This window comes from Halobacillus faecis, from assembly GCF_007991335.1.
Lineage (GTDB): Bacteria > Bacillota > Bacilli > Bacillales > Halobacillaceae > Halobacillus > Halobacillus faecis.
On sequence record NZ_BJYD01000020.1, the window covers coordinates 35,404 to 56,058 of the forward strand.

A 20,655-nucleotide genomic window follows, 5' to 3' on the forward strand; every position below is an offset into this window, starting at 1 on the left:
CCACAAACGTCACGAAACTGAGTCTCTTATAGTCCGGACGTTTCCCGGACCCTTTTCCCGTAGACCATAAACTCCCACAAAAGTCTCGAAATTAAGCCTCACGCAATCCTGCAATATTCTTTAACACAACCGCTAGCTAACAGACCAATTCTTTTTATAAAATGTTTAAAGCTTTCATGAACCACACATAATAAGTGGTGAAGCTTGGGAGGTGTGGGGTCTTGGAGGCAACGTTTTATTGGTTTGCTTGGTCATTAACGGTTATAGCCGTCTTTTTTATTCAACGAAGGAAACTGAAACGCGACTTGTTATTGGTTTTGGGTGTGTTTATGTGTACATATGATTGGCTTTCTTGGAGCCCAAATGGACAATTTTATTTTCACATTTGTATCCTCCTCGTTTTCGGAACTTATCTTTTTATATCGATCAGAAGGTCGATGTTTGATTATTTTTGGCCTTTCATCCTTAGCGTTGGTTACGCAGCGGTTTGGATGTTTCTTGTTGTCCATCCAGTGTGGGTGAACTTCCCGGGAGTTTCTCTGTTTCTCCTTGTGATTGTGGGTCTCCTTCGGATGTTTGTTAAGGATGTAGGCGGCCAGATGGGGTTGTGGGTGTTAACAAACGCCGGAGGCACTTTGTTCTCTTTCCTTATCTTCGCCCTTTACCAAAATGAAGGCCTGATTGATACACATGCGATGCTCTCTCTCTCGATCAAAGGGATGTTTGTGCTGCTCCTTTTCCACGGGGTGGATCAATTGAAGAGATCGATACGTAAAAAAAGAAAATCCATATCAAAAGGAGCTGCTTTTGTGTGAATGAGTACACCTATCCAATTATATTAGGAATCCTAGTCGGTACAGCTCTTCGCGTCTTCATGCTGCGTACGGATTACAGGCAGTATCCGACTTATCTTCACGGGAAAATCATCCACTTATCTTTAGGGTTTATTGCCGCAGCGCTTGGAACGATCGCCATTCCTTCTATTATGGAAAAAGAATTTACCGCTGTCACTTTCTTGACGTTAGCGGCTTCCCAATTTCGGGAAGTACGCAATATGGAGAGGAACACATTGACGGAAATGGACTCCTATGAACTTGTCCCGCGAGGCAATACGTATATTGAAGGAATAGCCGTTGCTTTTGAGAGTAGGAATTACCTCGTCATTTTTACTTCTTTCGTAGTCACCCTTTGTTATCTAGCGCTTAATATTTGGGTCGCTTTAGGGGCAGCTGTTGTATGTTTTCTTCTCTCAAGGATGTTGATGAGTGGTTCGAAGCTTTCGGATATCGTAACAGTAGAAGAGAAGACCATTTCTTTCGACGGAGCTGGTTTATATGTCGATAATATTTATATCATGAACATCGGTTTACCTGAGCGCCAGGAAGAGATTCTGAAATATGGAATGGGCTTTGTATTGACTCCTAAGGAATTCAGCGTCCGTTCTACGATTGCAAACCTCGGGCAAAGGCAGGCCATCTTGCATGATGTATCCGTCACCCTGGGGGTTTTCAGGGATTCCGGTACGCCTGCTCTTGTGCCATTGATCAAAAGAGATTTGAATGATGGAAGGATTGGAGTGTTTATTCTTCCTCAAGAAAAGGATTCAAAACGAGCGAAAGAGATTATTGAACACGTACCTGTACTGGAAAACGCAATTCAAATGCCTTCGAGAAAGGGTAGGAGGAATCATTCATGAAAATGGAGAAGGCCATATTGGCAGCCGTGACTACGGAGGATGATCGGGTCCATGGCAGTGCAGCTGTGTTTAAATGCGACACGAAGGAAGAGATGGAAGCGATTGCGGCAAACCTGGAAGCCATTTTAGATGGAATCGCTCATGCATTAAGCGATCAACTATATATTATTGTCAAGCATTGAGAAAGAATTGTTTCTTTTTCTAAAGTTTGCTAAGATAATAAAGTTAATGGCTTCCTGCTGTTCTTCGGAAGATGGGCTGTTAAACCATCGCCCGGGGGAGAGCAGTATTTTTTTGCTTTTCACTACTGAGGAAACATGGAATAATGAAAATAGAAATAAAGAAAGGATGATCCTTTCATGAGAAAATCAGTAATTGCTATTGTAGGACGACCGAACGTTGGGAAATCAACCATATTTAACCGACTGGTCGGAGAAAGAATCTCTATTGTAGAAGATACGCCCGGTGTCACTAGAGACCGGATTTATGCAGAAGCCGAATGGCTGACCACAAGTTTTAATGTCATTGATACCGGTGGGATTGAACTGGGGGACGAGCCGTTGCTCGTACAAATGAGAGCCCAGGCCCAAGTAGCGATCGATGAAGCGGATGTCATTGTTTTTATGGTGAACGGCCGTGATGGAATTACAGGGGCTGACGAAGAAGTTGCCAAACTTCTATTTAAATCGAATAAACCGGTAGTCCTTGCGGTGAACAAGGTAGATAATCCTGAAATGAGAGAAAACATTTATGAATTTTACTCTCTCGGTTTTGGGGAACCTTTCCCAATTTCGGGTACACACGGGCTTGGACTTGGAGATATGCTGGATGAAGTAGTGAAACACTTCCCTGAAAAAATTCAGGAAGAGATCGATGATGATACCATTCGTTTCAGTCTAATTGGCCGACCGAATGTAGGGAAATCTTCGCTCGTTAACAGTCTCCTCGGTCAGGAGCGCGTCATTGTCAGTGATATCGCAGGTACGACAAGGGATGCAATCGATACTCCGTTTACAAAAGATGAACGGGATTATGTGATCATTGATACAGCTGGCATGAGAAAACGAGGCAAAGTTTATGAAACGACCGAAAAATACAGCATTATGAGGGCACTGAAGGCGATTGAACGTTCTGATGTTGTCCTGACGTTAATTGATGCAGATGCAGGCATTCATGAACAGGACAAAAAGATCGCTGGCTATGCCCATGAAGCTGGAAAAGCGGTTATTATTGTCGTCAACAAATGGGATACCGTAGAGAAGGAAGAAAAAACGATGAAAGAGTTTGAAGACAAGGTTCGGGATCAATTCCGATTCCTTGACTACGCTCCGATTGTCTTTTTATCTGCCAAAACAAAAAAACGGATTCATACATTGATTCCTAAAGTACTGGAAGCAAGTGAGAACCATGCGAAGCGTGTGCAGACGAATCTGCTTAACGAGGTAATCATGGACGCTCTTGCTATGAATCCTTCTCCATCCATCAAGGGGCAGAAACTGAAGATCTTTTATGCCACTCAGGTTTCTGTTAAACCGCCAAGTTTTGTCGTATTCGTTAATGAACCTGAATTGATGCACTTCACCTATGAGCGATTCTTGGAAAATAGGATCCGCGAAGCTTTTGGTTTTGAAGGAACACCAATCAAGATCTTTGCAAGAAAACGTAGCTGATTCATTCAGGAAGGGAGTAGGTAGCATGGAGAAAGTAGCTGTACTTGGTGCGGGGAGCTGGGGCACAGCTCTTGCCCTCGTTCTGGCTGATAATGGCCATGAGGTTCATCTCTGGACACACAGAGAGAATCTCGCTGAAGAAATCAACAGAACACATCGAAATGAAAAATATTTGAAAGATATTGATCTTCCTCATTCGATAAAGGCAAGCCATGATCTAGAAGCGGTTGTAGAAGGTGCTAAACATGTCATTTTAGTCGTTCCTACAAAAGCAATGAGAGAAGTATGCGGTCAAATGAAGCAAGTACTAAACGAAAAAGTAATCATCACACACGCCTCAAAAGGGATAGAGCCTGGCTCTTACAAGCGTGTTTCGGAAGTGATTTCCGAAGAGATCCCAGAAGAAAAATATGAGGACATCGTCGTCCTTTCCGGTCCAAGTCATGCGGAAGAAGTGAGTCTCAGACAGCCGACAACCGTAACGGTTTCTTCAGATGAATTAGAAGTTGCGGAGAAAGTACAGGACCTCTTCATTAACCGCCAATTCCGTGTCTACACATCTCCAGACCTTGTAGGTGTGGAACTCGGTGGCGCTTTAAAAAATATCATCGCTCTTGGTGCTGGTATTTCTGATGGGCTTGGTTACGGGGATAACGCCAAAGCGGCTCTTATTACTAGAGGGCTTGCTGAAATTGCCCGGCTTGGAACTTCGATGGGAGCAAATCCGCTTACCTTTTCCGGCTTGACAGGAATCGGTGACCTAATTGTAACTTGTACGAGCTCTCACAGCCGAAATTGGAGAGCAGGGAATAAACTAGGACAAGGGTACCCATTGGATGATGTTCTGGAGCAAATGGGAATGGTCGTAGAAGGTGTAAGGACGACAAAAGCCGCTTTTCAACTTGCTAAGGAACAAGGGGTGGAAATGCCGATTACTTCCGGGATCTATAGAATTCTATTTGAATCTGCTGACCCGAGAGATGTCGTGGACGAACTGATGACAAGGATTCGTCGTCATGAAATGGAGGATTTGACAAATATTCTTGATGAAAAGATGAATGACTGACACATATCGACTCTCGTGCATATACTACACAGAACCTAACGCACGAGGAGGTCAATTGTTCATGAATGATTTTCAAAAGAATATTTTTGATCATCTGAAGAAAAAAGCAAACATCGACCCAGAAGATGTCTTCAAAGTGGCGAATTCTGTACAGAATGCTGATTTCAGTGATGAGAAGACGGTCAGACGTCTTGTTCGCCAGCTCGCAAAGGTTGCTAATAAAAACGTGTCAAAATCGAAGGAAGATAAAATCGTTGAAGCAATCACCAAACAAAACATGCCTCTGGATATGAATACCTTAGGTAAGTTTTTAAAATGATTACGAACCAATAGGCGCCTGAGGAGGCGGTCCTTCATTCGTATGCATAAGATATTACGCAGCAATCATTACACATGAGCTGGTCAGGGAATTGTTTAGTCACCCGGGGCAAACCATTTTGCCCCGGATTTTTTATGCTTATTTTCAGTTGAATGGCTTGGTAACTCTCAATGTCCATTTCATATAAGCGCATAAATGTTTAAGACTCCATTTCGAGACTTTTGTTGAGTGAATGGGGCTCCGGGGAGTGGCTCGCTTTCAGCGGGAGCGCGGTGATCTTCCTTATTTTTTCAGTATAGCCACAAAATGGGAAACGACTCTTGCTGTCATTTCTCACAATCATGGAATGGGGGAATTTTGAAGCTGCGAGACTCCCGTGGGCGATGGAGCTAGACGAGTAGCTTCCCAACCACCCCTGAAGCTCAACAAGGCTTCGAAACCCGCATACATCTCATAATAGAATTCTCAACAACCTTGACATATACTTTAATCATTTATCATCGACACAGTGTTAGACAGAGACATCTTAAAAAAGGTAGTAAGAATGAATAAAAAGACTGATAGACTCTGTTTTCTCATCTGTCCGTTTATGGATACTTGTGGTATAATACCATCAGCAAAGTGTGTTTGAAGGAGGAAGAGCTGTGTCAGAGTCCATGCTCAAAATGTACATATCCTTCGCAGGGATTATTTCGTTGTTCCTGGCTGTTGGTTTAATTTACTTAAGCAGGTATAAAATAAAGGGTTTTCTATCAATATTGATTGCTGTTTTCGCTTATTTATTTATGATTTTCGGAGGAATCATCATTCTTTATATCGTCCTGAGCGGACCGACAGCATAACAGGAGGGAGAAACAACATGAAACGCTTTTTATTCATATTATTGCCCTTTACGGCATTGCTGCTTTCCGGATGTCTATATCCTCAGAGTAACTTGGCTAAGAATCAGGTGCCGAATGATCAGCAGCTTGAGATGGTTCAAAATGCTGTGGACGCCTATCAGGAGAAGAAGAACGGTCTCCTGCCAATCAAAACAAAAGATCAAGATACGCCGATCTTTCAAAAGTATCCTATTGAATTCAGTAAGTTGAAGGAAATGAACCTTCTTAGTGATTTACCGGGTACATCCTTTGAGAACGGCGGTCATTATCAATACGTCATCATCCATCCAGAAACAGATCCGACCGTAAAAGTGCTGGACCTCCGTACGACAGAAGAGGTTCGTTCCTTACAGGTCAAAGTGAAGTTTTACAGAGATAACAATAAATACCCTCCGTTCGGGGATTTCGTAGCTCCCGGGGTGTATGAATTGGATCATGAGAAAATTGGAATGGACGAGCCTCCCATGGTCAATAGTCCATATTCCGACCAGAAACTTCCCGTGTACCTTGATGAACTGGGGAGAGTGTATATTGATTACCGAAAAGACTTATACACGTATTTAAGAGAAGAAGAGCATAGTTACGAGCAAGGAGAAGATATCCGTTACTTACTGACTGATCATACCCCCTTTGTTCCTGCCTATTCGACGACTTATACAGTGGAAAATGGTGAGCCTGTGTTTTCAAAAGCTCAACCATCGACATGATTGTGAACCGTTCCTGCATAGAGGGACGGTTTTTTTCATAGATTTTTAATGAGCATAAACTATACTTGATTACACCATACCTATCCAGCGTTTCTCTTCTCCTGTTTATGCGAATCATCTATGATTGTTCGTCCATTATGAGTTTCGGTACTTATAATTTCTTGCATATTTCACTAGGACAACGTCATAGAATTAGATTGTCTAGGCTTGTATGAAGGTGAAATTTTATTTGGGAGGGGATCCTTTGGAAAAGGTTGATATCTTCAGTGATATTTCCAAACGGACAAATGGAGATATTTATTTAGGAGTCGTGGGGGCTGTTCGTACTGGGAAATCTACTTTTATAAAAAAATTCATGGAGCTCGTTGTTTTACCCAATATGGAGGAAGAATCAGAGCGTGAGCGTGCGTTAGATGAACTGCCTCAAAGTGCGGCTGGAAAGACGATTATGACAACAGAACCTAAGTTTGTCCCTAATCAAGCGGCAAACATCAATATTGATGATCACCTCGATATCCGCGTCCGAATGGTCGATTGTGTTGGCTATGCTGTGAATGGGGCGGTCGGGTATGAAGATGAGCACGGACCAAGAATGATTCATACACCTTGGTATGAAGAGGCCATTCCTTTTCATGAAGCAGCGGAAATCGGTACGCAAAAAGTAATCCAGGAGCATTCGACCATTGGAATCGTTGTGACTACAGATGGGACCATCGGTGAAATCGCCCGGTCGGATTATGTGGAAGCCGAAGAGAAAATCGTGGAAGAGTTGAGAGAAGTCGGAAAACCTTTCATCATGATTGTGAACTCCGCACAGCCTCATCATCCGAATACGGAAAAACTGAGAGCGAACCTGTCTGAGAAGTACGATATTCCCGTCCTTGCACTATCCGTTGAAAGCATGCGGGAAAATGATGTACAGAATGTTTTGCGAGAAGCATTATTCGAATTCCCTGTGCTGGAAGTGAATGTGAATTTACCGAGCTGGGTGATGGTCCTTGATTCACGACACTGGTTAAGAAACAACCTTCAAGAGGCGATTGAAGATACGGTTAAGGACATCAAACGCTTACGAGATGTGGATACCGTCGTAGGGAACTTCGATCAATATGAATACATTACGGGTGCTCATATTTCAGGGATGGACCTTGGGGAAGGCATTGCTGAAATCGATCTTCAAGCGCCGGAACATTTATATGATCATGTGTTAAAAGAAATTGTCGGTGAAGAAATCCGAGGGAAAGATCATTTGCTTGAGATTATGCAGGATTTCTCACATGCGAAGAGAGAGTATGACCAAGTGGCAGACGCTTTACAGATGGTCAAACAGACGGGGTATGGAATCGCTGCACCGACCTTAGAGGATATGACTTTAGATGAGCCGGAAATCATTAGGCAGGGCTCGAGGTTTGGAGTAAGGTTGAAAGCTGTCGCACCGTCGATCCATATGGTGAAAGTGGATGTTCAATCTGAATTTTCACCGATTATTGGAACAGAAAAACAGAGTGAAGAACTTGTCAGATATCTCATGCAGGACTTTGAAGAAGATCCACTGTCTATCTGGAATTCAGATATCTTTGGCAGGTCCTTAAGTTCAATCGTTCGTGAGGGCATCCAGGCCAAACTGGCACTCATGCCGGAAAATGCAAGGTACAAACTTCAAGAAACGCTCGAGCGTATCATCAATGAAGGATCAGGTGGTATGATCGCAATTATTTTATAACGGCTCCGTGTGAGCCGTTTTTAATTTTGTTTTTTTGACCAAAGCACATCCGCAAGTTTCCAAGGGTTTTTCTTGACACTTGATGGGTGTGATGGAGAAAAATATGGGTGATATTTTCACTTGAGAAAAGTGCATGATTCTCTTGGTTTTCATTTTCAAAAACACCAGAAATGCTTATTTTTCAGTGTTTTCAAGAAAAAAATTGCGAAGTTTAAAGGATTTTTCAAGGTAGATGTCGTAATTACCTATGTGGAGATCAAAAAAGTTGTGAAAACCCCGTCATATCAAGGTTTTAGAGGGTTTGCCACTGGAAGAAGATTATGGCAGGCTACACCGGAAATGAAGCGGAATTCAGCCCGTAAGTCGCGTTGTTACGCGTTTTTAACACGATTGTCTATTGAATTTCGCTTTAAACTCGTTTATTATAAGGCTTGTCATCAAAAGATGGCACCTAAATAAACATTTGAAGTGGATGAAACCACTTGAATGAGTTAAACCTTCTTGGGAGGAGGTGAATGGCATGAATAAAACAGATCTAATCAACGCTGTATCTGAAAAAGCTGATCTTTCTAAGAAAGATGCTACACAAGCTGTGGATTCTGTATTCGAATCTATCATGGATTCACTTAAAGACGGTGACAAAGTCCAACTAATTGGATTCGGTAACTTCGAAGTACGTGAGCGCGCGGCACGTAAAGGCCGTAACCCACAAACTGGAGAAGAAATCGAAATCTCCGCGAGCAAAGTACCAGCTTTCAAACCTGGTAAAGCCCTTAAAGATGCGGTTAAATAATAGCTACATAGGGCTTCGAAAAAGGGTGCATGTGCACCCTTTTTCTTTTTATTTTTATTAAAAAACCTGCAATGAGGCCATAATGATGGAAAGGCCGTTTATTTTCAGTGTTCAACAAGGTGGATGTTTTGACAAAAGTCCCCTTTGTAAGAGATAGTAATGATACTAGAAGGAGGCGATCCTTATGACTACATCCAACAATGATTTCTTCGTCATAAAAGCGCTTGAAGATGGCGTGAATGTCATCGGTTTGACCCGAGGTACGGATACGCGTTTCCACCACTCAGAAAAGCTTGACAGCGGAGAAGTAATGATCGCTCAGTTTACCGAGCATACTTCGGCCGTTAAAGTACGTGGGAAAGCTGTCATCCAAACGAGCCACGGGGAAATGACGAACAATGCAGAGTGACTATTCGCTCTGCGAACGTATACATAATAAACAGCAGTAGGTCAATTATGCTATAATAAGAATGGTTTAATAGTGTTCAGGAAGGGACAAGGTGATCAAGTTGAATTCTTCAGATAATGACATCAAACAACTCAAACGAAAAATTGCATCGAAAGTTCGCCACCCTTATTTGGTACGTTTTATCCCTGAGCCGACGATAGATGAAGACAAGCTCGTGATTCTGTCTTCAATCATGGATCACACGAATTTGTCTGCGGTGAAAAAAGAACAATACATCATTACGACCATGCTTGTTCAGATTGCCCTTGATACACATGATCTCGTTACTTTATCGGATGAAGACGATGATCGCGAAATCGTCCGCAGCCGTCAATTGACGGTCCTTGCCGGAGATTATTATAGCGGTCTATATTATTATCTGCTCTCCCAGCTAGACGACATTCCAATGATTCATACGCTTGCGGGCGCGATTAAGGAAATCAATGAATTGAAAATGGAACTTTATTATAAAGATGTGGAGTCCTTCCAGGAATTCTTAGAAGGTTTGAAAAAGATCGAATCCCTTCTTATTCAAAGGGTCGCTTCATATGTCCAAAAAACAGCCATTAATGATATGGCAGGTGAATGGTTATTAGCGAAAAAGTTACTGGAAGAAAAGCGCAGCTATCAGGAAGGGAATTTCTCACCACTTATTGATGCACTCATCAAGCGCCCGGCTTTGCTTGGAAATAGTGGACAAATATTGGTGAACATTGAGCAAATGCTCCAATCCCATATGCATCGGTTGGAAATGACAATTACTCAGCTTCCCGTCCACTTTAACTGGCTCAAGTCTTATATGCATGCGGCCATTCACCATCAATTCAACCATAGAAAGATAGCGGAAGAAGGGTGAACATGGAACCACAATCAAAAGAAGAACGAGTACATCACGTATTTGAAAAGATTTATGAACGATATGACAGTATGAATTCAATCATTTCCTTCCAACAACATCGTTTATGGCGAAAAGACGTTATGAAACGAATGAATGTTAAAAAGGGTGACCATGCGCTTGATGTCTGTTGTGGGACGGGTGACTGGACGATGGCATTAGCAAATGCAGTCGGTACAGAGGGAAAAGTGATCGGTCTTGATTTCAGTGAAAACATGTTATCGGTCGGAATTAAGAAAAAAATTGCCGGTCGTGTAAAGCAAGTGGAATTTCAACATGGGAATGCCATGAGCTTGCCGTACGAAGATCACCAGTTCGACTTTGTGACAATCGGCTTTGGTTTAAGGAATGTACCTGATTACCACCAAGTACTAAAAGAGTTGCATCGTGTAGTAAAACCTGGCGGCAGAGTGGTCTGTTTAGAAACATCACAACCGACCAATCCAGTCTTCAAGAAGCTCTATTATTTTTATTTTGGGAAGGTTATGCCTGTATTTGGTAAGCTATTTGCCAAAAGTTATCAAGAATACAGCTGGCTCCACGAATCAGCGAAAGATTTTCCTGGAAAAACGGAACTGAAATCGATGTTTGAAGAAGTCGGATTTAAGAATGTAAAAGTGAAATCCTATACGGGCGGCGTTGCAGCCATGCATATGGGGGAAAAGCAATAACTAAGGATGAAATGCCATGAAACTAGCAATGATTTACTCTTTTCTTAAAAATGACCTGGCGGTAATCGAAGAGGCTGTAAACGATACCATTCAATCGGATAATCCAGTACTCAGAGAAGCATCCAGCCAATTGTTACAAGCAGGAGGGAAACGGATCCGTCCTGTCTTTGTGTTGCTTGGAGGTAAATTTGGAAACTATGATATCGAACGGATGAAGGCAGTAGCTGTTTCTTTAGAGCTCATACATACCGCATCCCTTGTTCATGATGATGTCATCGACGAAGCGGAATTGAGACGCGGGGAACCTACGATCAAATCACGGTGGGATAACCGGATTGCTATGTACACAGGGGACTATATTTTTGCAAGATCCCTTGAAAACTTGTCTGTGCTTGAAAACCCACGTGCTCACCAGATTCTTGCTGGTACAATGGTTGAACTATGTTTAGGGGAAATTGAACAAATCAGGGATAAGTATAATATTGAACAAAATCTCCGGACCTACTTACGGAGAATCAAGAGGAAAACCGCTCTGCTTATTGCTGCGAGCTGCAGACTTGGGGCGATAGCCGCGAATGCTGACCCAGCTCAGGAGCGTGCGCTCTATCAGTACGGGTACTATGTAGGAATGTCTTACCAAATCATTGATGATGTGCTTGATTTCACGGCATCTGAAAAAGAATTAGGCAAACCTGCCGGCAGTGATCTGTTTCAAGGGAATATTACTTTACCTGTACTATTTTCAATGGAAAATCATGAGTTCAAAAGGGAGTTGGACCTAGTTTTCCAGCAGAAAGAAGATTTGACAGCGGATCAACTTCAACCCTTGATTGAGAACGTCCAATCCAATGGTTCAATTGAACGCTCCCTGCAGCTGAGTGATCGTTATCTGAAAAAAGCTTATGAAGCTTTGGACAAATTACCGGCCAACCGTGCCAAACAGACACTCAAAGGAATTGCGAAGTATATTGGTAAAAGAAGGGCATAAATCTATTGCCTTTCTTCCCTTTGTTTGATAGACTTTTTTATGGCACTTATTAAAAGCGCTTTCACACTATACATAAGATGAGGTGTTTGTCATGGAAAAGACATTTTTGATGGTTAAGCCAGATGGTGTACAACGCAATTTGATCGGTGACATTACAGCAAGATTTGAACGCAAAGGGTTTAAACTGGCAGGGGCCAAGTTGATGGCCATTCCTACAGAACTTGCAGAGGAGCATTATGGTGAACATAAGGAAAAACCATTCTTCGGTGAGCTCGTAGACTTCATCACATCAGGTCCTGTATTCGCTATGGTTTGGGAAGGCGAAGATGTAATCGCAACTGCTCGTACAATGATGGGAGCTACAAAGCCTGCTGAGGCTGCTCCGGGAACCATCCGTGGTGATTATGGTGTAACAGTAGGAAAAAACGTCATCCATGGCTCTGATTCGAAAGAAAGTGCTGAAAGAGAAATTGGTTTGTTCTTTGATGAAAAAGAACTCGTCGATTACGAAAAAGATTCACTAAACTGGATCTACTAATGAAAAAGCCACCTTCCAAAGGTGGCTTTTTTCATTTTATAAACATAATAATGGCTATTCACAATATAGAGGGTTGAGAAATAGTTAATTGCGAGATATCTGTGTGAGTACATGAGGGCTAGGGGGATGACTCGCTTTCCGCACCCACCATTTCCTAACATGAAAGTCTCGAAACGGAGTCCTCCACGAACGGGAGGCTTTGTTACATCACGGTGGTTCTTCGTTTACAACCTGACGATGCTAGAGTACGCTTATATGGAATAAGCAGAAGGAGTTTTGGGGATGAGTCAGGATTACATACAATTCATAGAGAAAGTCCATCGTAAGACAGGAATCGATTTATCACAGTACAAGGAAGCTCAAATGAAACGACGGTTGACTTCGTTAAGGGAGAAGCGCGGTCATCATGATTTCAAAAGTTATTATGATGCTTTAGAAGGCGATTCATGGTTGTTGGAGGAATTATTAGACCGTATGACAATCAATGTGTCTGAATTTTACCGGAACAGAAAGAGGTTCGAGGTACTCGAACATAAAGTCCTTCCGTATCTATTACAAAAAAAGAAGAAGTTACGGATTTGGAGTGCCGCATGTTCCACGGGCGAAGAACCGTACACGTTAGCCATGATCTTGCAGCCATATATTCCCCTCCATCAAGTGGAGATCCTTGCGACAGACCTCGACGTAAATGCGTTGAGGAAGGCTGAGGGAGCCTTGTACCACGAAAGATCGTTGAAGGAAGTATCACCTGATATCCTTAGCAAATACTTTAGAAAAGAAGGAAGCTCTTATCGAGTGATTGATGATATAAGAAAAAGTGTCACTTTCAAAAAGCACAACCTTTTATCTGACCGTTATGAAAAGGATTTTGATCTTATCGTCTGTCGGAATGTGATGATTTATTTTACAGAAGATGCGAAGAAGACCATCTATCAAAACTTCAACCATTCTCTGGTAGATGGGGGGATCTTCTTCGTTGGAAGTACAGAGCAGATCTTTTCACCACAAAGACACGGATTTGAAGTTTATGACGCATTTTTCTATCAAAAAGGGCAGAAACAAGTGACAGGAAACGCTTTCTAATCTTATTTTATAAAAATTCCGATATTTTAACGACACAAACTTACATCCATATGATATAGTAGTATCTAAAATTTAGAACACCCCCTTCAAGGGGATGAATACATAGGAGGTACGTTTATGCGCTACTTAACCGCTGGTGAATCACATGGAAAGCAATTGACAACAATTATCGAAGGAATCCCCTCTCATCTTCCTTTATTGAGAGAGCAAATAAATGAATCACTGATCAGACGTCAAGGCGGATATGGGCGTGGGAAACGTATGCAAATCGAAAAAGACTTAGTAGAAATTACGAGTGGGGTTCGTCATGGATATACTCTTGGCTCTCCCATCACTCTCGTCGTAAGCAATGATGACTTTAAACATTGGACAGACATTATGGGTGAAGATCCTCTACCTGAGGACACACAAAAAATTCGTCGAACAGTGACGAAGCCTCGTCCAGGTCATGCGGATTTGAATGGTGGAATGAAGTACGGTCATCGAGATATGAGGAACGTACTTGAACGTTCGTCAGCAAGGGAAACAGCAGCTCGTGTTGGGGCCGGCGCTGTTGCCAAGGTGCTTTTAAAAGAACTTGGAATCGAAGTGACAGGTTACGTACGTGAAATTGCAGGCATTGTGTCAGATGTTGATGAAAATTTGACATTGCAGCAACGGAGAGAAATATCAGAGGCATCACCTGTCCGTACTTTTGACGAAAAAGCGGCAGAGAAAATGATGCATGCCATCGATGAAGCGAAGAAAGAAGGAGACTCTATTGGTGGGGTTACAGAGGTTTATGTGGAAGGAATGCCACCTGGAATCGGTTCTTATGTACAGTATGATCGAAAGCTGGATGCGAAAATCGCTGGCTCTGTTATGAGCATCAACGCCTATAAGGGGGTTGAATTCGGAATCGGTTTTGAAGCGGCTCGTAGAAACGGAAGTGAAGTCCATGATGAGATTTTATGGAGCGAGGAACGAGGGTATTACCGTCGCACGAATCGCCTTGGTGGATTTGAAGGCGGAATGACAACGGGGATGCCGATCGTCGTTAAAGGGGTCATGAAACCAATCCCTACGTTGTACAAACCGTTGCAAAGTGTGGATATCGAAACCAAAGAGCCGTTTAATGCAAGTATCGAACGCTCCGATTCATGCGCTGTCCCGGCAGCTTCTGTTGTGATGGAGCATATTGTAGCTTTTGAGCTGGCTAAAGCCATTACTGATGAATTTCCAGCTGACTACTTCCCTCGCCTAAAACGTGCTGTTGATGATTACCGCAAGGAAGTACGTGAATTTTAATGGCCTCTGTTACAGTCCGATCCAGTAGTCATGACTATGAAGTTTTGATTGGAAAAGGTCTACGACGTAATTTGGGTGAAGTGATCTCATCCGGTTACACATCTATATTAGTCATTACAGACAGTACGGTTCAGGATTATTACTTGCAAGATGTGCAAGAAAGCTTAGCAGAGGCAGCTCCTGTATTTTCGGCAGTCGTTCCGGCAGGAGAGTCTTCGAAAAGCATGGGCCGGTATGAAGATCTTCTCGACCGATGTGTAGAACTAAAATTGGATCGCAATTCCCTCATCATCGCTTTAGGTGGAGGGATGATCGGGGATTTGGCCGGATTTGTGGCATCGACCTATTTACGTGGGATTGATTACATTCAGATGCCTACAACCATCTTAGCCCACGACAGTAGTGTAGGTGGGAAAGTGGCGATCAATCATCCTAAAGGGAAAAACTTAATTGGTTCCTTTTATCATCCAGTGAAAGTCATCTATGACATGGAAACGATCGAAACCCTGCCGGAGAGTGAAATCCGCTCAGGGTATGGGGAAGTAATAAAACATGCTTTTCTCAGTGATGCAGAATGGGCGCACCGCTTGTTGAAAGGGAAACTTTCTGAACTCTCAGTTGATCAGTTAGAGAACGATTTAATGAGAGGAATCCAAGTGAAAGCTTCGATTGTAGAGAAGGATGAAAGAGAAGCTGGGATCCGGAAATATTTAAATTTAGGTCACACCCTTGCCCACGCCATTGAAGCGGAGCTTGGTTACGGTGAAATTACCCATGGGGAAGCTGTCGCTGTAGGGCTGCTATTGATGATGAAGTTAAGTAACGACCTGAAAGGTGCCGAGCTTCCTCTACAAGACTATAAGGAGTGGCTGATTAGAAATCATTATCCCATTTCCGTCTTAAACAGAATCCACCCTGAACAAATGGTGGAGAAAATGAAGTTGGATAAGAAAACCCTTCGGCAGAAGATTAATTTTGTCCTTCTTCATGAACTGAGTGATCCTTATGTTGTGGAAATCGAGGAGAACCAGCTGGTAGAACATATGTCTCTTTTAATGAATGAGGTGAGTGGAGAATGATGATTCGAGGAGTAAGGGGAGCGACAACGGTCGAACGTAATGAACATGATGAAATTGTAGAACAATCCTATCAACTGCTTCGAGATGTCATAGATTCCAATCATATTGAAGCAACGGACGTTGTTTCCGTCTATTTTACAGTGACAGAGGATTTGAATGATGCCTTTCCTGCAAAGTCATTAAGAAAATTAGATGGATGGACCTATGTTCCAGTCATGTGTATGCGTGAAATTCCGGTTCCTGGTAGTCTTGAGAAGTGTATCAGAGTTATGGTGACTGTACAGACAGAGATCGCACAAAAAGATATCCATCATATCTATCATAATCATGCAAAACAATTGAGACCAGATTTAAAGAGTTGAGAGGAGCATCCCAATGAAAGCCAAAGACATTCTAAAAAATATGAAACCATACAAGCCAGGGAAAGGGATTGAGGAAGTAAAGAAGGAATTCGGTTTGGATCGGATCGTGAAACTTGCTTCTAATGAAAATCCATTCGGTTTTTCTCCCGTGGTAGAAAAAGAATTACCAAAGCTTATTTCAAATTTAGAAATCTATCCTGATGGATATGGTGCAGAAATTAGAAAAAAAGTCGCACATTTCATCGGCGTGGAACAGAACCAGTTAATTTTCGGAAATGGTTCAGATGAAGTGGTCCAGATCATTTGCCGTACATTCCTGGAGCCGGGTGCTAATACCGTCATGGCGACACCGACGTTTCCGCAATACCGCCACAATGCTTTAATTGAAGGTGCAGAAGTCCGGGAAGTCCCACTGGTCGATGGTCACCACGATTTAGAAGGCATGCTTCAAAATATCGATGAACAAACACGTGTCCTATGGATTTGTACACCAAATAATCCGACGGGTGTCCATATCGACCAGGCGACACTCCAGTCAGTCCTGGAACGTACTCCTGATCACGTTCTAGTTGTCATTGATGAAGCGTATTACGAATATTTGGAAGCGGATGATGCTTTTGATTCTATAGAAGCATTGGATCACTACCCGAACCTGATGGTGCTCCGCACTTTCTCTAAAGCGTACGGTTTGGCAGGTTTAAGAATCGGCTATGGTGTCGGCCATCCAGAGGTCATTCAAATCCTTGAACCATCGCGTGAGCCATTCAACACTTCAACGGTTGCACAAGCCGCTGCTCTCTTAGCCTTGGATGACCAAAAGTTCATTGAAGAAACCGTTCAAGAAAACCAAAAAAATAAAAAAGCCTTGATGCAATTTTGTGAGGATCAAGGATTGAGTTATTTTGATACCCAGGCCAATTTCTTATTGATTCATTTGCCTTGCAGTGGTGATGAGATGTTTGAATACTTGTTGACTAAAGGGTTTATCGTACGCTCCGGGGAAGCGTTAGGTTTGCCGAACACCATCCGGTTGACGATTGGGAAAAAAGAAGACATGCAGGAGATCCAGGAAGCGATGAAACAAAAGCTTGCTTCCGTCGGTGAACAATGAAACAGAAAATTCTGATCGTTGGTTTAGGACTCATCGGTGGTTCTATAGCTATGAACGTCTCTAAAAAAGAAGATGTATTTATCATCGGAATGGACGGGGATGAAGAAACCCTCAACATGGCTTTGAAGCAAGGGGTCATCGATCAGGCTTCTTTCAATTTTGAAAAAGCCGCGCAGGAAGCCGATATCTGCATTCTTGCTACACCCATTTCCATTACTATCGACTATATCCATCAACTTGAATCTATGGATTTAAACAAACCTTTACTTGTGACAGACGTGTCTTCTGTTAAGAATCAAGTGCTGGAAGCGGCGAACCGATTATCCCATCCTTTTCTCTCCTTCGTAGGAGGGCACCCGATGGCAGGTTCACACAAACATGGCTATACCGCTGCTAAACCCCACCTGTTCGAGAATGCGATTTATGTGTTGACTCCTTCCGTTCATGCAGATGAAAAGGAAGCGGATGTGATTAAGGATTTGTTATCAGAAACGAAGGCACGTTTCGTAACATTTACTACGCAAGAACATGATGAGATGACCGCGGTCATCTCTCATTTTCCGCATCTGATTGCTTCCTCTCTTGTCCATCAGGCAAAAGAGTGGGAAGGCACACATCCATATATTAAGCAGATGGCTGCGGGAGGGTTCAAAGACATTACTAGGATCGCCTCCAGCAACCCTAAATTGTGGCAGGATATTTTCTTCCAAAATAAAAAACTCCTCATTGCTATGCTGGATGACTGGATTGGTGAGATGGAGAGGATCAGGACCTACCTTTCCGAAGGGGAGAAAGAGAAGACATACCAGTATCTATCTGATGCTAAATTGTACAGAGACGGACTTCCAACGAAAGATAAAGGAGCCATTCCTTCTTTCTATGATATCTATGTTGATATCCATGACCAGCCAGGTGCGATCCGTGATGTGATAGGAATTTTAGCAGAAGAAGCCATCAGCATTAAGAATATTCAAATCCTCGAAATTCGAGAAGGGATTACTGGTGTGCTGAGAATCAGCTTTGCTACAAGTGAAGAACAATGGAAGAGTAAAGAAATTTTAGATCACTACCAATATGAGGTGATGATCCAACAGTAAAGGAGGATTCCTATGTCTAGCATTGAGTTAAAACCAACAGATAAACGACTGAACGGAGACTTATCTGTTCCAGGAGACAAATCCATCTCCCACCGATCCGTGATATTTTCAGCCTTAGCCCAAGGCACGTCTGTCATTACGAATTTTCTTACGGGTGAAGATTGCTTGAGGACCGTTGAAGCCTTCCGTCTTATGGGAGTAAATATCGAGCAGGCAGGAAATAAGATTACGGTTCATGGAAAAGGCCTTTCCCATTTAAGAGAACCTTCTCAACCGATCAACTTTGGAAATTCAGGGACAACGGCACGATTAATGAGCGGAGTGCTTGCAGGACTTCCTTTATTTACGACCGCATTTGGTGATGAATCATTGTCCAAGCGTCCCATGGACCGGGTTATCCAGCCACTTCGTGTTATGGGAGCGGACATCCAGGGGCGTGAACATGACTCTTTGCTGCCACTTGCCTTCCGAGGTAAAAAGCTTGAGGGGGCACGGCACGAATTGACAGTGAAAAGTGCTCAAGTGAAGTCTGCTTTACTTTTAGCCGGGATGCTTGCAGAGGGTGAAACAGAAGTGATAGAGCTTGGGGAAACAAGAAACCACACGGAAATGCTTCTTCCTGAATTCGGAGTGGATGTAGAAGTGGAAGGCAGATCTATCAAAATCAAGGGTGGACAAGAACCGAGTGCTTCCGATATTAAGGTTCCTGGTGATATCTCTTCCGCAGCCTTTTTCCTAGTAGCCGCTTCAATCGTGCCTGATAGTGAATTAGTGATTCGAGATGTTGGGCTCAACCCGACCCGTGATGGGATCGTAAAAGCATTGAAAGGTATGGGAGCAAATATAGAAGTCCAGGTACATACTCATATTGGAAGTGAACCTGTCGGTGACATTGTTGTTCGTCACAGTCCTCTAAAAGGAATGACATTAGAAGGCGATCTTATACCGAATGTAATTGATGAAATCCCGATCCTTGCTCTTGCAGCGACGCAAGCTGAAGGAAAAACAATCATTAAAGATGCGGAGGAACTCCGTTACAAGGAGACGGATCGAATTAAAGCTGTGGTAGAGACCCTCTCTTTATTAGGAGCAGATATCGAAGCTCAAGAAGATGGAATGATTATCCAGGGAGGCACACCTTTAAATGGTGGAACCATCGATTCTTATGGAGATCACCGTATAGGGATGATGGGGGCAATTGCTTCCTTAATTTGTGAAAGAGAAGTGACCGTTCAAAACAAAGAATGCATTAACATTTCTTATCCTTCGTTTTTCACCGACTTAAATCAAGTCTTGAATTAAATTAACTTCATAGTTTATGTAAAGCTCTCATACGATATAAAAAGCCTATTTGGAGGTTTCGTCGTATGGGAGCTTATTGGTTTCAAGGGTATGTTGAAAATGACAATGGTCCCTGTTTTAGCGAATGTACAGTTAAAGAAGAAAAGTTCGTCAGAGATCGAACCGGAAAAGGGCCCTATACGTTGATGGTGGTGGATGGATTTCATGTCAGTCCTGGCCATGTGATGGTAGATATGAGAGAACCGCTTGCTTTTTCACCCTCGGTGACCGACACAGGAAATCATTACATAAAAAGAGGGTGTACCTTGTTACTCACACAACACCTAGTGACTAGTTTACGTCACTACCGAAGTCAATATGACCAATTTTTAAATCGATGTGAATCACTGCCTCTCGATTATATGGTCATCCCTGTTGTGCCGGCAAAAATTCTTCGGCCTGAAATGGTCCGTTTTTTTGCCAGAAAAGGAAGCCCCTTTTTATGTGTGGAAGTGCAGTCCGTAGAAGACCTTACCGAGGTTTGTTGGGAATGGGTAGCTCAGGCGCAGGCTTATAAACGAATGCCGTTGACGATGTTCGTCAAAGATACAGAGAATACGTCGAACAACTACGCAGAATTGTGGTCTTCACTTTGCGAACAGTATGGTATCATAAAGCTAACAGATGTACAGGATGATGAAAGGCTCTCTCTGAAAAATTTAAAAGACAGCGGGATCTATCCTCACAAAGGTGGAATCGTCCCTGGAGGGCATGCGGATTATAACCTCTATCGCCTTTCAGAAGACCGAACGTTTGAAGAGGCAGACGATTTTAGATATCATGATTCTGTTCCGAATGTAACGGTTATGAATGGACAGGTGAAACAGGTGAACCAGAAGGTCATCGATGAAAAGCCTGGATCCAACATACAAGTGAAGATTCACAAGCATTTTGTTTAAA

General features: G+C 42.8%; 24 protein-coding genes. All 24 read left to right on the forward strand.

Annotated features, from left to right (window positions below; genetic code table 11):
* The first annotated feature begins 221 nt into the window (after nucleotides 1-221).
* Nucleotides 222-815 (forward strand): YphA family membrane protein, encoded by a 594-nt coding sequence (locus tag HFA01_RS10575; protein ID WP_146816023.1) that lies wholly within the window; start codon nucleotides 222-224, stop codon nucleotides 813-815.
* On the forward strand, nucleotides 812-1,696 hold the full coding sequence (locus HFA01_RS10580; RefSeq protein ID WP_146816025.1) for a YIEGIA family protein: 885 nt from the start codon (nucleotides 812-814) through the stop codon (nucleotides 1,694-1,696). Before HFA01_RS10575 ends, HFA01_RS10580 begins: the two co-directional genes overlap by 4 nt.
* Nucleotides 1,693-1,878: a capping complex subunit for YIEGIA gene (locus HFA01_RS10585; RefSeq protein WP_146816027.1), complete on the forward strand. Its 186-nt coding sequence runs from the start codon at nucleotides 1,693-1,695 to the stop codon at nucleotides 1,876-1,878. Before HFA01_RS10580 ends, HFA01_RS10585 begins: the two co-directional genes overlap by 4 nt.
* Nucleotides 1,879-2,055: 177 nt before the next feature.
* Complete coding sequence (gene der / locus HFA01_RS10590; protein ID WP_146816029.1) at nucleotides 2,056-3,366, forward strand: ribosome biogenesis GTPase Der; 1,311 nt, start codon at nucleotides 2,056-2,058, stop codon at nucleotides 3,364-3,366.
* 25 nt (nucleotides 3,367-3,391) lie between these two features.
* Nucleotides 3,392-4,432, forward strand: coding sequence for an NAD(P)H-dependent glycerol-3-phosphate dehydrogenase (locus HFA01_RS10595; RefSeq protein WP_146816031.1), 1,041 nt, complete (start codon nucleotides 3,392-3,394; stop codon nucleotides 4,430-4,432).
* Nucleotides 4,433-4,493: 61 nt separating this feature from the next.
* On the forward strand, nucleotides 4,494-4,751 hold the full coding sequence (locus tag HFA01_RS10600; RefSeq protein ID WP_089652586.1) for a stage VI sporulation protein F: 258 nt from the start codon (nucleotides 4,494-4,496) through the stop codon (nucleotides 4,749-4,751).
* A 644-nt stretch (nucleotides 4,752-5,395) separates the two neighbouring features.
* Entirely contained in the window at nucleotides 5,396-5,593 is a 198-nt protein-coding gene (locus HFA01_RS10605; RefSeq protein ID WP_146816033.1) for a DUF2768 domain-containing protein, read from the forward strand.
* A gap of 17 nt (nucleotides 5,594-5,610) precedes the next feature.
* Complete coding sequence (locus tag HFA01_RS10610; protein ID WP_146816035.1) at nucleotides 5,611-6,339, forward strand: YphF family lipoprotein; 729 nt, start codon at nucleotides 5,611-5,613, stop codon at nucleotides 6,337-6,339.
* Nucleotides 6,340-6,583: 244 nt separating this feature from the next.
* The gene (spoIVA, locus tag HFA01_RS10615) at nucleotides 6,584-8,062 is read left to right on the forward strand and encodes a stage IV sporulation protein A (RefSeq protein ID WP_146816037.1); all 1,479 of its coding nucleotides are present in this window, start codon (nucleotides 6,584-6,586) and stop codon (nucleotides 8,060-8,062) included.
* 120 nt (nucleotides 8,063-8,182) lie between these two features.
* Nucleotides 8,183-8,521 carry a hypothetical protein gene (locus tag HFA01_RS10620; RefSeq protein WP_146816039.1) on the forward strand — a complete coding sequence of 113 codons (339 nt, stop codon included), beginning with the start codon at nucleotides 8,183-8,185 and terminating at the stop codon, nucleotides 8,519-8,521.
* Nucleotides 8,522-8,582: 61 nt separating this feature from the next.
* Nucleotides 8,583-8,855 carry a non-specific DNA-binding protein Hbs gene (gene hbs / locus HFA01_RS10625; protein WP_008638574.1) on the forward strand — a complete coding sequence of 91 codons (273 nt, stop codon included), beginning with the start codon at nucleotides 8,583-8,585 and terminating at the stop codon, nucleotides 8,853-8,855.
* Nucleotides 8,856-9,039: 184 nt separating this feature from the next.
* Nucleotides 9,040-9,264 carry a trp RNA-binding attenuation protein MtrB gene (gene mtrB, locus HFA01_RS10630; RefSeq protein ID WP_146816041.1) on the forward strand — a complete coding sequence of 75 codons (225 nt, stop codon included), beginning with the start codon at nucleotides 9,040-9,042 and terminating at the stop codon, nucleotides 9,262-9,264.
* Nucleotides 9,265-9,355: 91 nt separating this feature from the next.
* On the forward strand, nucleotides 9,356-10,159 hold the full coding sequence (locus HFA01_RS10635) for a heptaprenyl diphosphate synthase component 1 (RefSeq protein ID WP_146816043.1): 804 nt from the start codon (nucleotides 9,356-9,358) through the stop codon (nucleotides 10,157-10,159).
* Nucleotides 10,160-10,161: 2 nt separating this feature from the next.
* Complete coding sequence (locus HFA01_RS10640) at nucleotides 10,162-10,869, forward strand: demethylmenaquinone methyltransferase (protein ID WP_146816045.1); 708 nt, start codon at nucleotides 10,162-10,164, stop codon at nucleotides 10,867-10,869.
* A gap of 16 nt (nucleotides 10,870-10,885) precedes the next feature.
* Nucleotides 10,886-11,857, forward strand: a complete 972-nt coding sequence (gene hepT, locus HFA01_RS10645; RefSeq protein WP_146816047.1) for a heptaprenyl diphosphate synthase component II — start codon at nucleotides 10,886-10,888, stop codon at nucleotides 11,855-11,857.
* A 91-nt stretch (nucleotides 11,858-11,948) separates the two neighbouring features.
* Complete coding sequence (ndk, locus tag HFA01_RS10650; RefSeq protein ID WP_089652579.1) at nucleotides 11,949-12,395, forward strand: nucleoside-diphosphate kinase; 447 nt, start codon at nucleotides 11,949-11,951, stop codon at nucleotides 12,393-12,395.
* Between the two features lie 282 nt (nucleotides 12,396-12,677).
* Nucleotides 12,678-13,478 (forward strand): CheR family methyltransferase, encoded by an 801-nt coding sequence (locus tag HFA01_RS10655; RefSeq protein WP_146816049.1) that lies wholly within the window; start codon nucleotides 12,678-12,680, stop codon nucleotides 13,476-13,478.
* A gap of 117 nt (nucleotides 13,479-13,595) precedes the next feature.
* Nucleotides 13,596-14,765 (forward strand): chorismate synthase, encoded by a 1,170-nt coding sequence (aroC, locus tag HFA01_RS10660; RefSeq protein WP_146816051.1) that lies wholly within the window; start codon nucleotides 13,596-13,598, stop codon nucleotides 14,763-14,765.
* Nucleotides 14,765-15,844: a 3-dehydroquinate synthase gene (aroB, locus tag HFA01_RS10665; protein WP_146816053.1), complete on the forward strand. Its 1,080-nt coding sequence runs from the start codon at nucleotides 14,765-14,767 to the stop codon at nucleotides 15,842-15,844. The genes aroC and aroB overlap by 1 nt, the downstream gene beginning before the upstream one ends.
* Nucleotides 15,844-16,206, forward strand: coding sequence for a chorismate mutase (gene aroH / locus HFA01_RS10670; RefSeq protein ID WP_146816151.1), 363 nt, complete (start codon nucleotides 15,844-15,846; stop codon nucleotides 16,204-16,206). The genes aroB and aroH overlap by 1 nt, the downstream gene beginning before the upstream one ends.
* 13 nt (nucleotides 16,207-16,219) lie before the next feature.
* A complete protein-coding gene (gene hisC / locus HFA01_RS10675) occupies nucleotides 16,220-17,317 on the forward strand; it encodes a histidinol-phosphate transaminase (RefSeq protein ID WP_146816055.1) in 1,098 nt (365 codons plus the stop codon).
* Nucleotides 17,314-18,414 carry a prephenate dehydrogenase gene (locus HFA01_RS10680; RefSeq protein WP_146816057.1) on the forward strand — a complete coding sequence of 367 codons (1,101 nt, stop codon included), beginning with the start codon at nucleotides 17,314-17,316 and terminating at the stop codon, nucleotides 18,412-18,414. The genes hisC and HFA01_RS10680 overlap by 4 nt, the downstream gene beginning before the upstream one ends.
* A gap of 12 nt (nucleotides 18,415-18,426) precedes the next feature.
* On the forward strand, nucleotides 18,427-19,716 hold the full coding sequence (aroA, locus tag HFA01_RS10685) for a 3-phosphoshikimate 1-carboxyvinyltransferase (protein ID WP_146816058.1): 1,290 nt from the start codon (nucleotides 18,427-18,429) through the stop codon (nucleotides 19,714-19,716).
* A gap of 65 nt (nucleotides 19,717-19,781) precedes the next feature.
* Nucleotides 19,782-20,654, forward strand: coding sequence for a hypothetical protein (locus HFA01_RS10690; protein WP_146816060.1), 873 nt, complete (start codon nucleotides 19,782-19,784; stop codon nucleotides 20,652-20,654).
* Nucleotide 20,655: the final 1 nt, after the last annotated feature.

What these genes read in the sequence shown, in the direction of transcription:
- aroH (WP_146816151.1), top strand. Translation starts at nt 15,844, where the DNA reads ATGATTCGAGGAGTAAGGGGAGCGACAACGGTCGAACGTAATGAACAT.
- HFA01_RS10655 (WP_146816049.1), top strand. Translation starts at nt 12,678, where the DNA reads ATGAGTCAGGATTACATACAATTCATAGAGAAAGTCCATCGTAAGACA.
- mtrB (WP_146816041.1), top strand. Translation starts at nt 9,040, where the DNA reads ATGACTACATCCAACAATGATTTCTTCGTCATAAAAGCGCTTGAAGAT.
- aroC (WP_146816051.1), top strand. Translation starts at nt 13,596, where the DNA reads ATGCGCTACTTAACCGCTGGTGAATCACATGGAAAGCAATTGACAACA.
- ndk (WP_089652579.1), top strand. Translation starts at nt 11,949, where the DNA reads ATGGAAAAGACATTTTTGATGGTTAAGCCAGATGGTGTACAACGCAAT.
- HFA01_RS10600 (WP_089652586.1), top strand. Translation starts at nt 4,494, where the DNA reads ATGAATGATTTTCAAAAGAATATTTTTGATCATCTGAAGAAAAAAGCA.
- hisC (WP_146816055.1), top strand. Translation starts at nt 16,220, where the DNA reads ATGAAAGCCAAAGACATTCTAAAAAATATGAAACCATACAAGCCAGGG.
- der (WP_146816029.1), top strand. Translation starts at nt 2,056, where the DNA reads ATGAGAAAATCAGTAATTGCTATTGTAGGACGACCGAACGTTGGGAAA.
- hbs (WP_008638574.1), top strand. Translation starts at nt 8,583, where the DNA reads ATGAATAAAACAGATCTAATCAACGCTGTATCTGAAAAAGCTGATCTT.
- aroB (WP_146816053.1), top strand. Translation starts at nt 14,765, where the DNA reads ATGGCCTCTGTTACAGTCCGATCCAGTAGTCATGACTATGAAGTTTTG.
- HFA01_RS10610 (WP_146816035.1), top strand. Translation starts at nt 5,611, where the DNA reads ATGAAACGCTTTTTATTCATATTATTGCCCTTTACGGCATTGCTGCTT.
- HFA01_RS10680 (WP_146816057.1), top strand. Translation starts at nt 17,314, where the DNA reads ATGAAACAGAAAATTCTGATCGTTGGTTTAGGACTCATCGGTGGTTCT.
- aroA (WP_146816058.1), top strand. Translation starts at nt 18,427, where the DNA reads ATGTCTAGCATTGAGTTAAAACCAACAGATAAACGACTGAACGGAGAC.
- HFA01_RS10585 (WP_146816027.1), top strand. Translation starts at nt 1,693, where the DNA reads ATGAAAATGGAGAAGGCCATATTGGCAGCCGTGACTACGGAGGATGAT.
- HFA01_RS10640 (WP_146816045.1), top strand. Translation starts at nt 10,162, where the DNA reads ATGGAACCACAATCAAAAGAAGAACGAGTACATCACGTATTTGAAAAG.
- HFA01_RS10595 (WP_146816031.1), top strand. Translation starts at nt 3,392, where the DNA reads ATGGAGAAAGTAGCTGTACTTGGTGCGGGGAGCTGGGGCACAGCTCTT.
- HFA01_RS10690 (WP_146816060.1), top strand. Translation starts at nt 19,782, where the DNA reads ATGGGAGCTTATTGGTTTCAAGGGTATGTTGAAAATGACAATGGTCCC.
- hepT (WP_146816047.1), top strand. Translation starts at nt 10,886, where the DNA reads ATGAAACTAGCAATGATTTACTCTTTTCTTAAAAATGACCTGGCGGTA.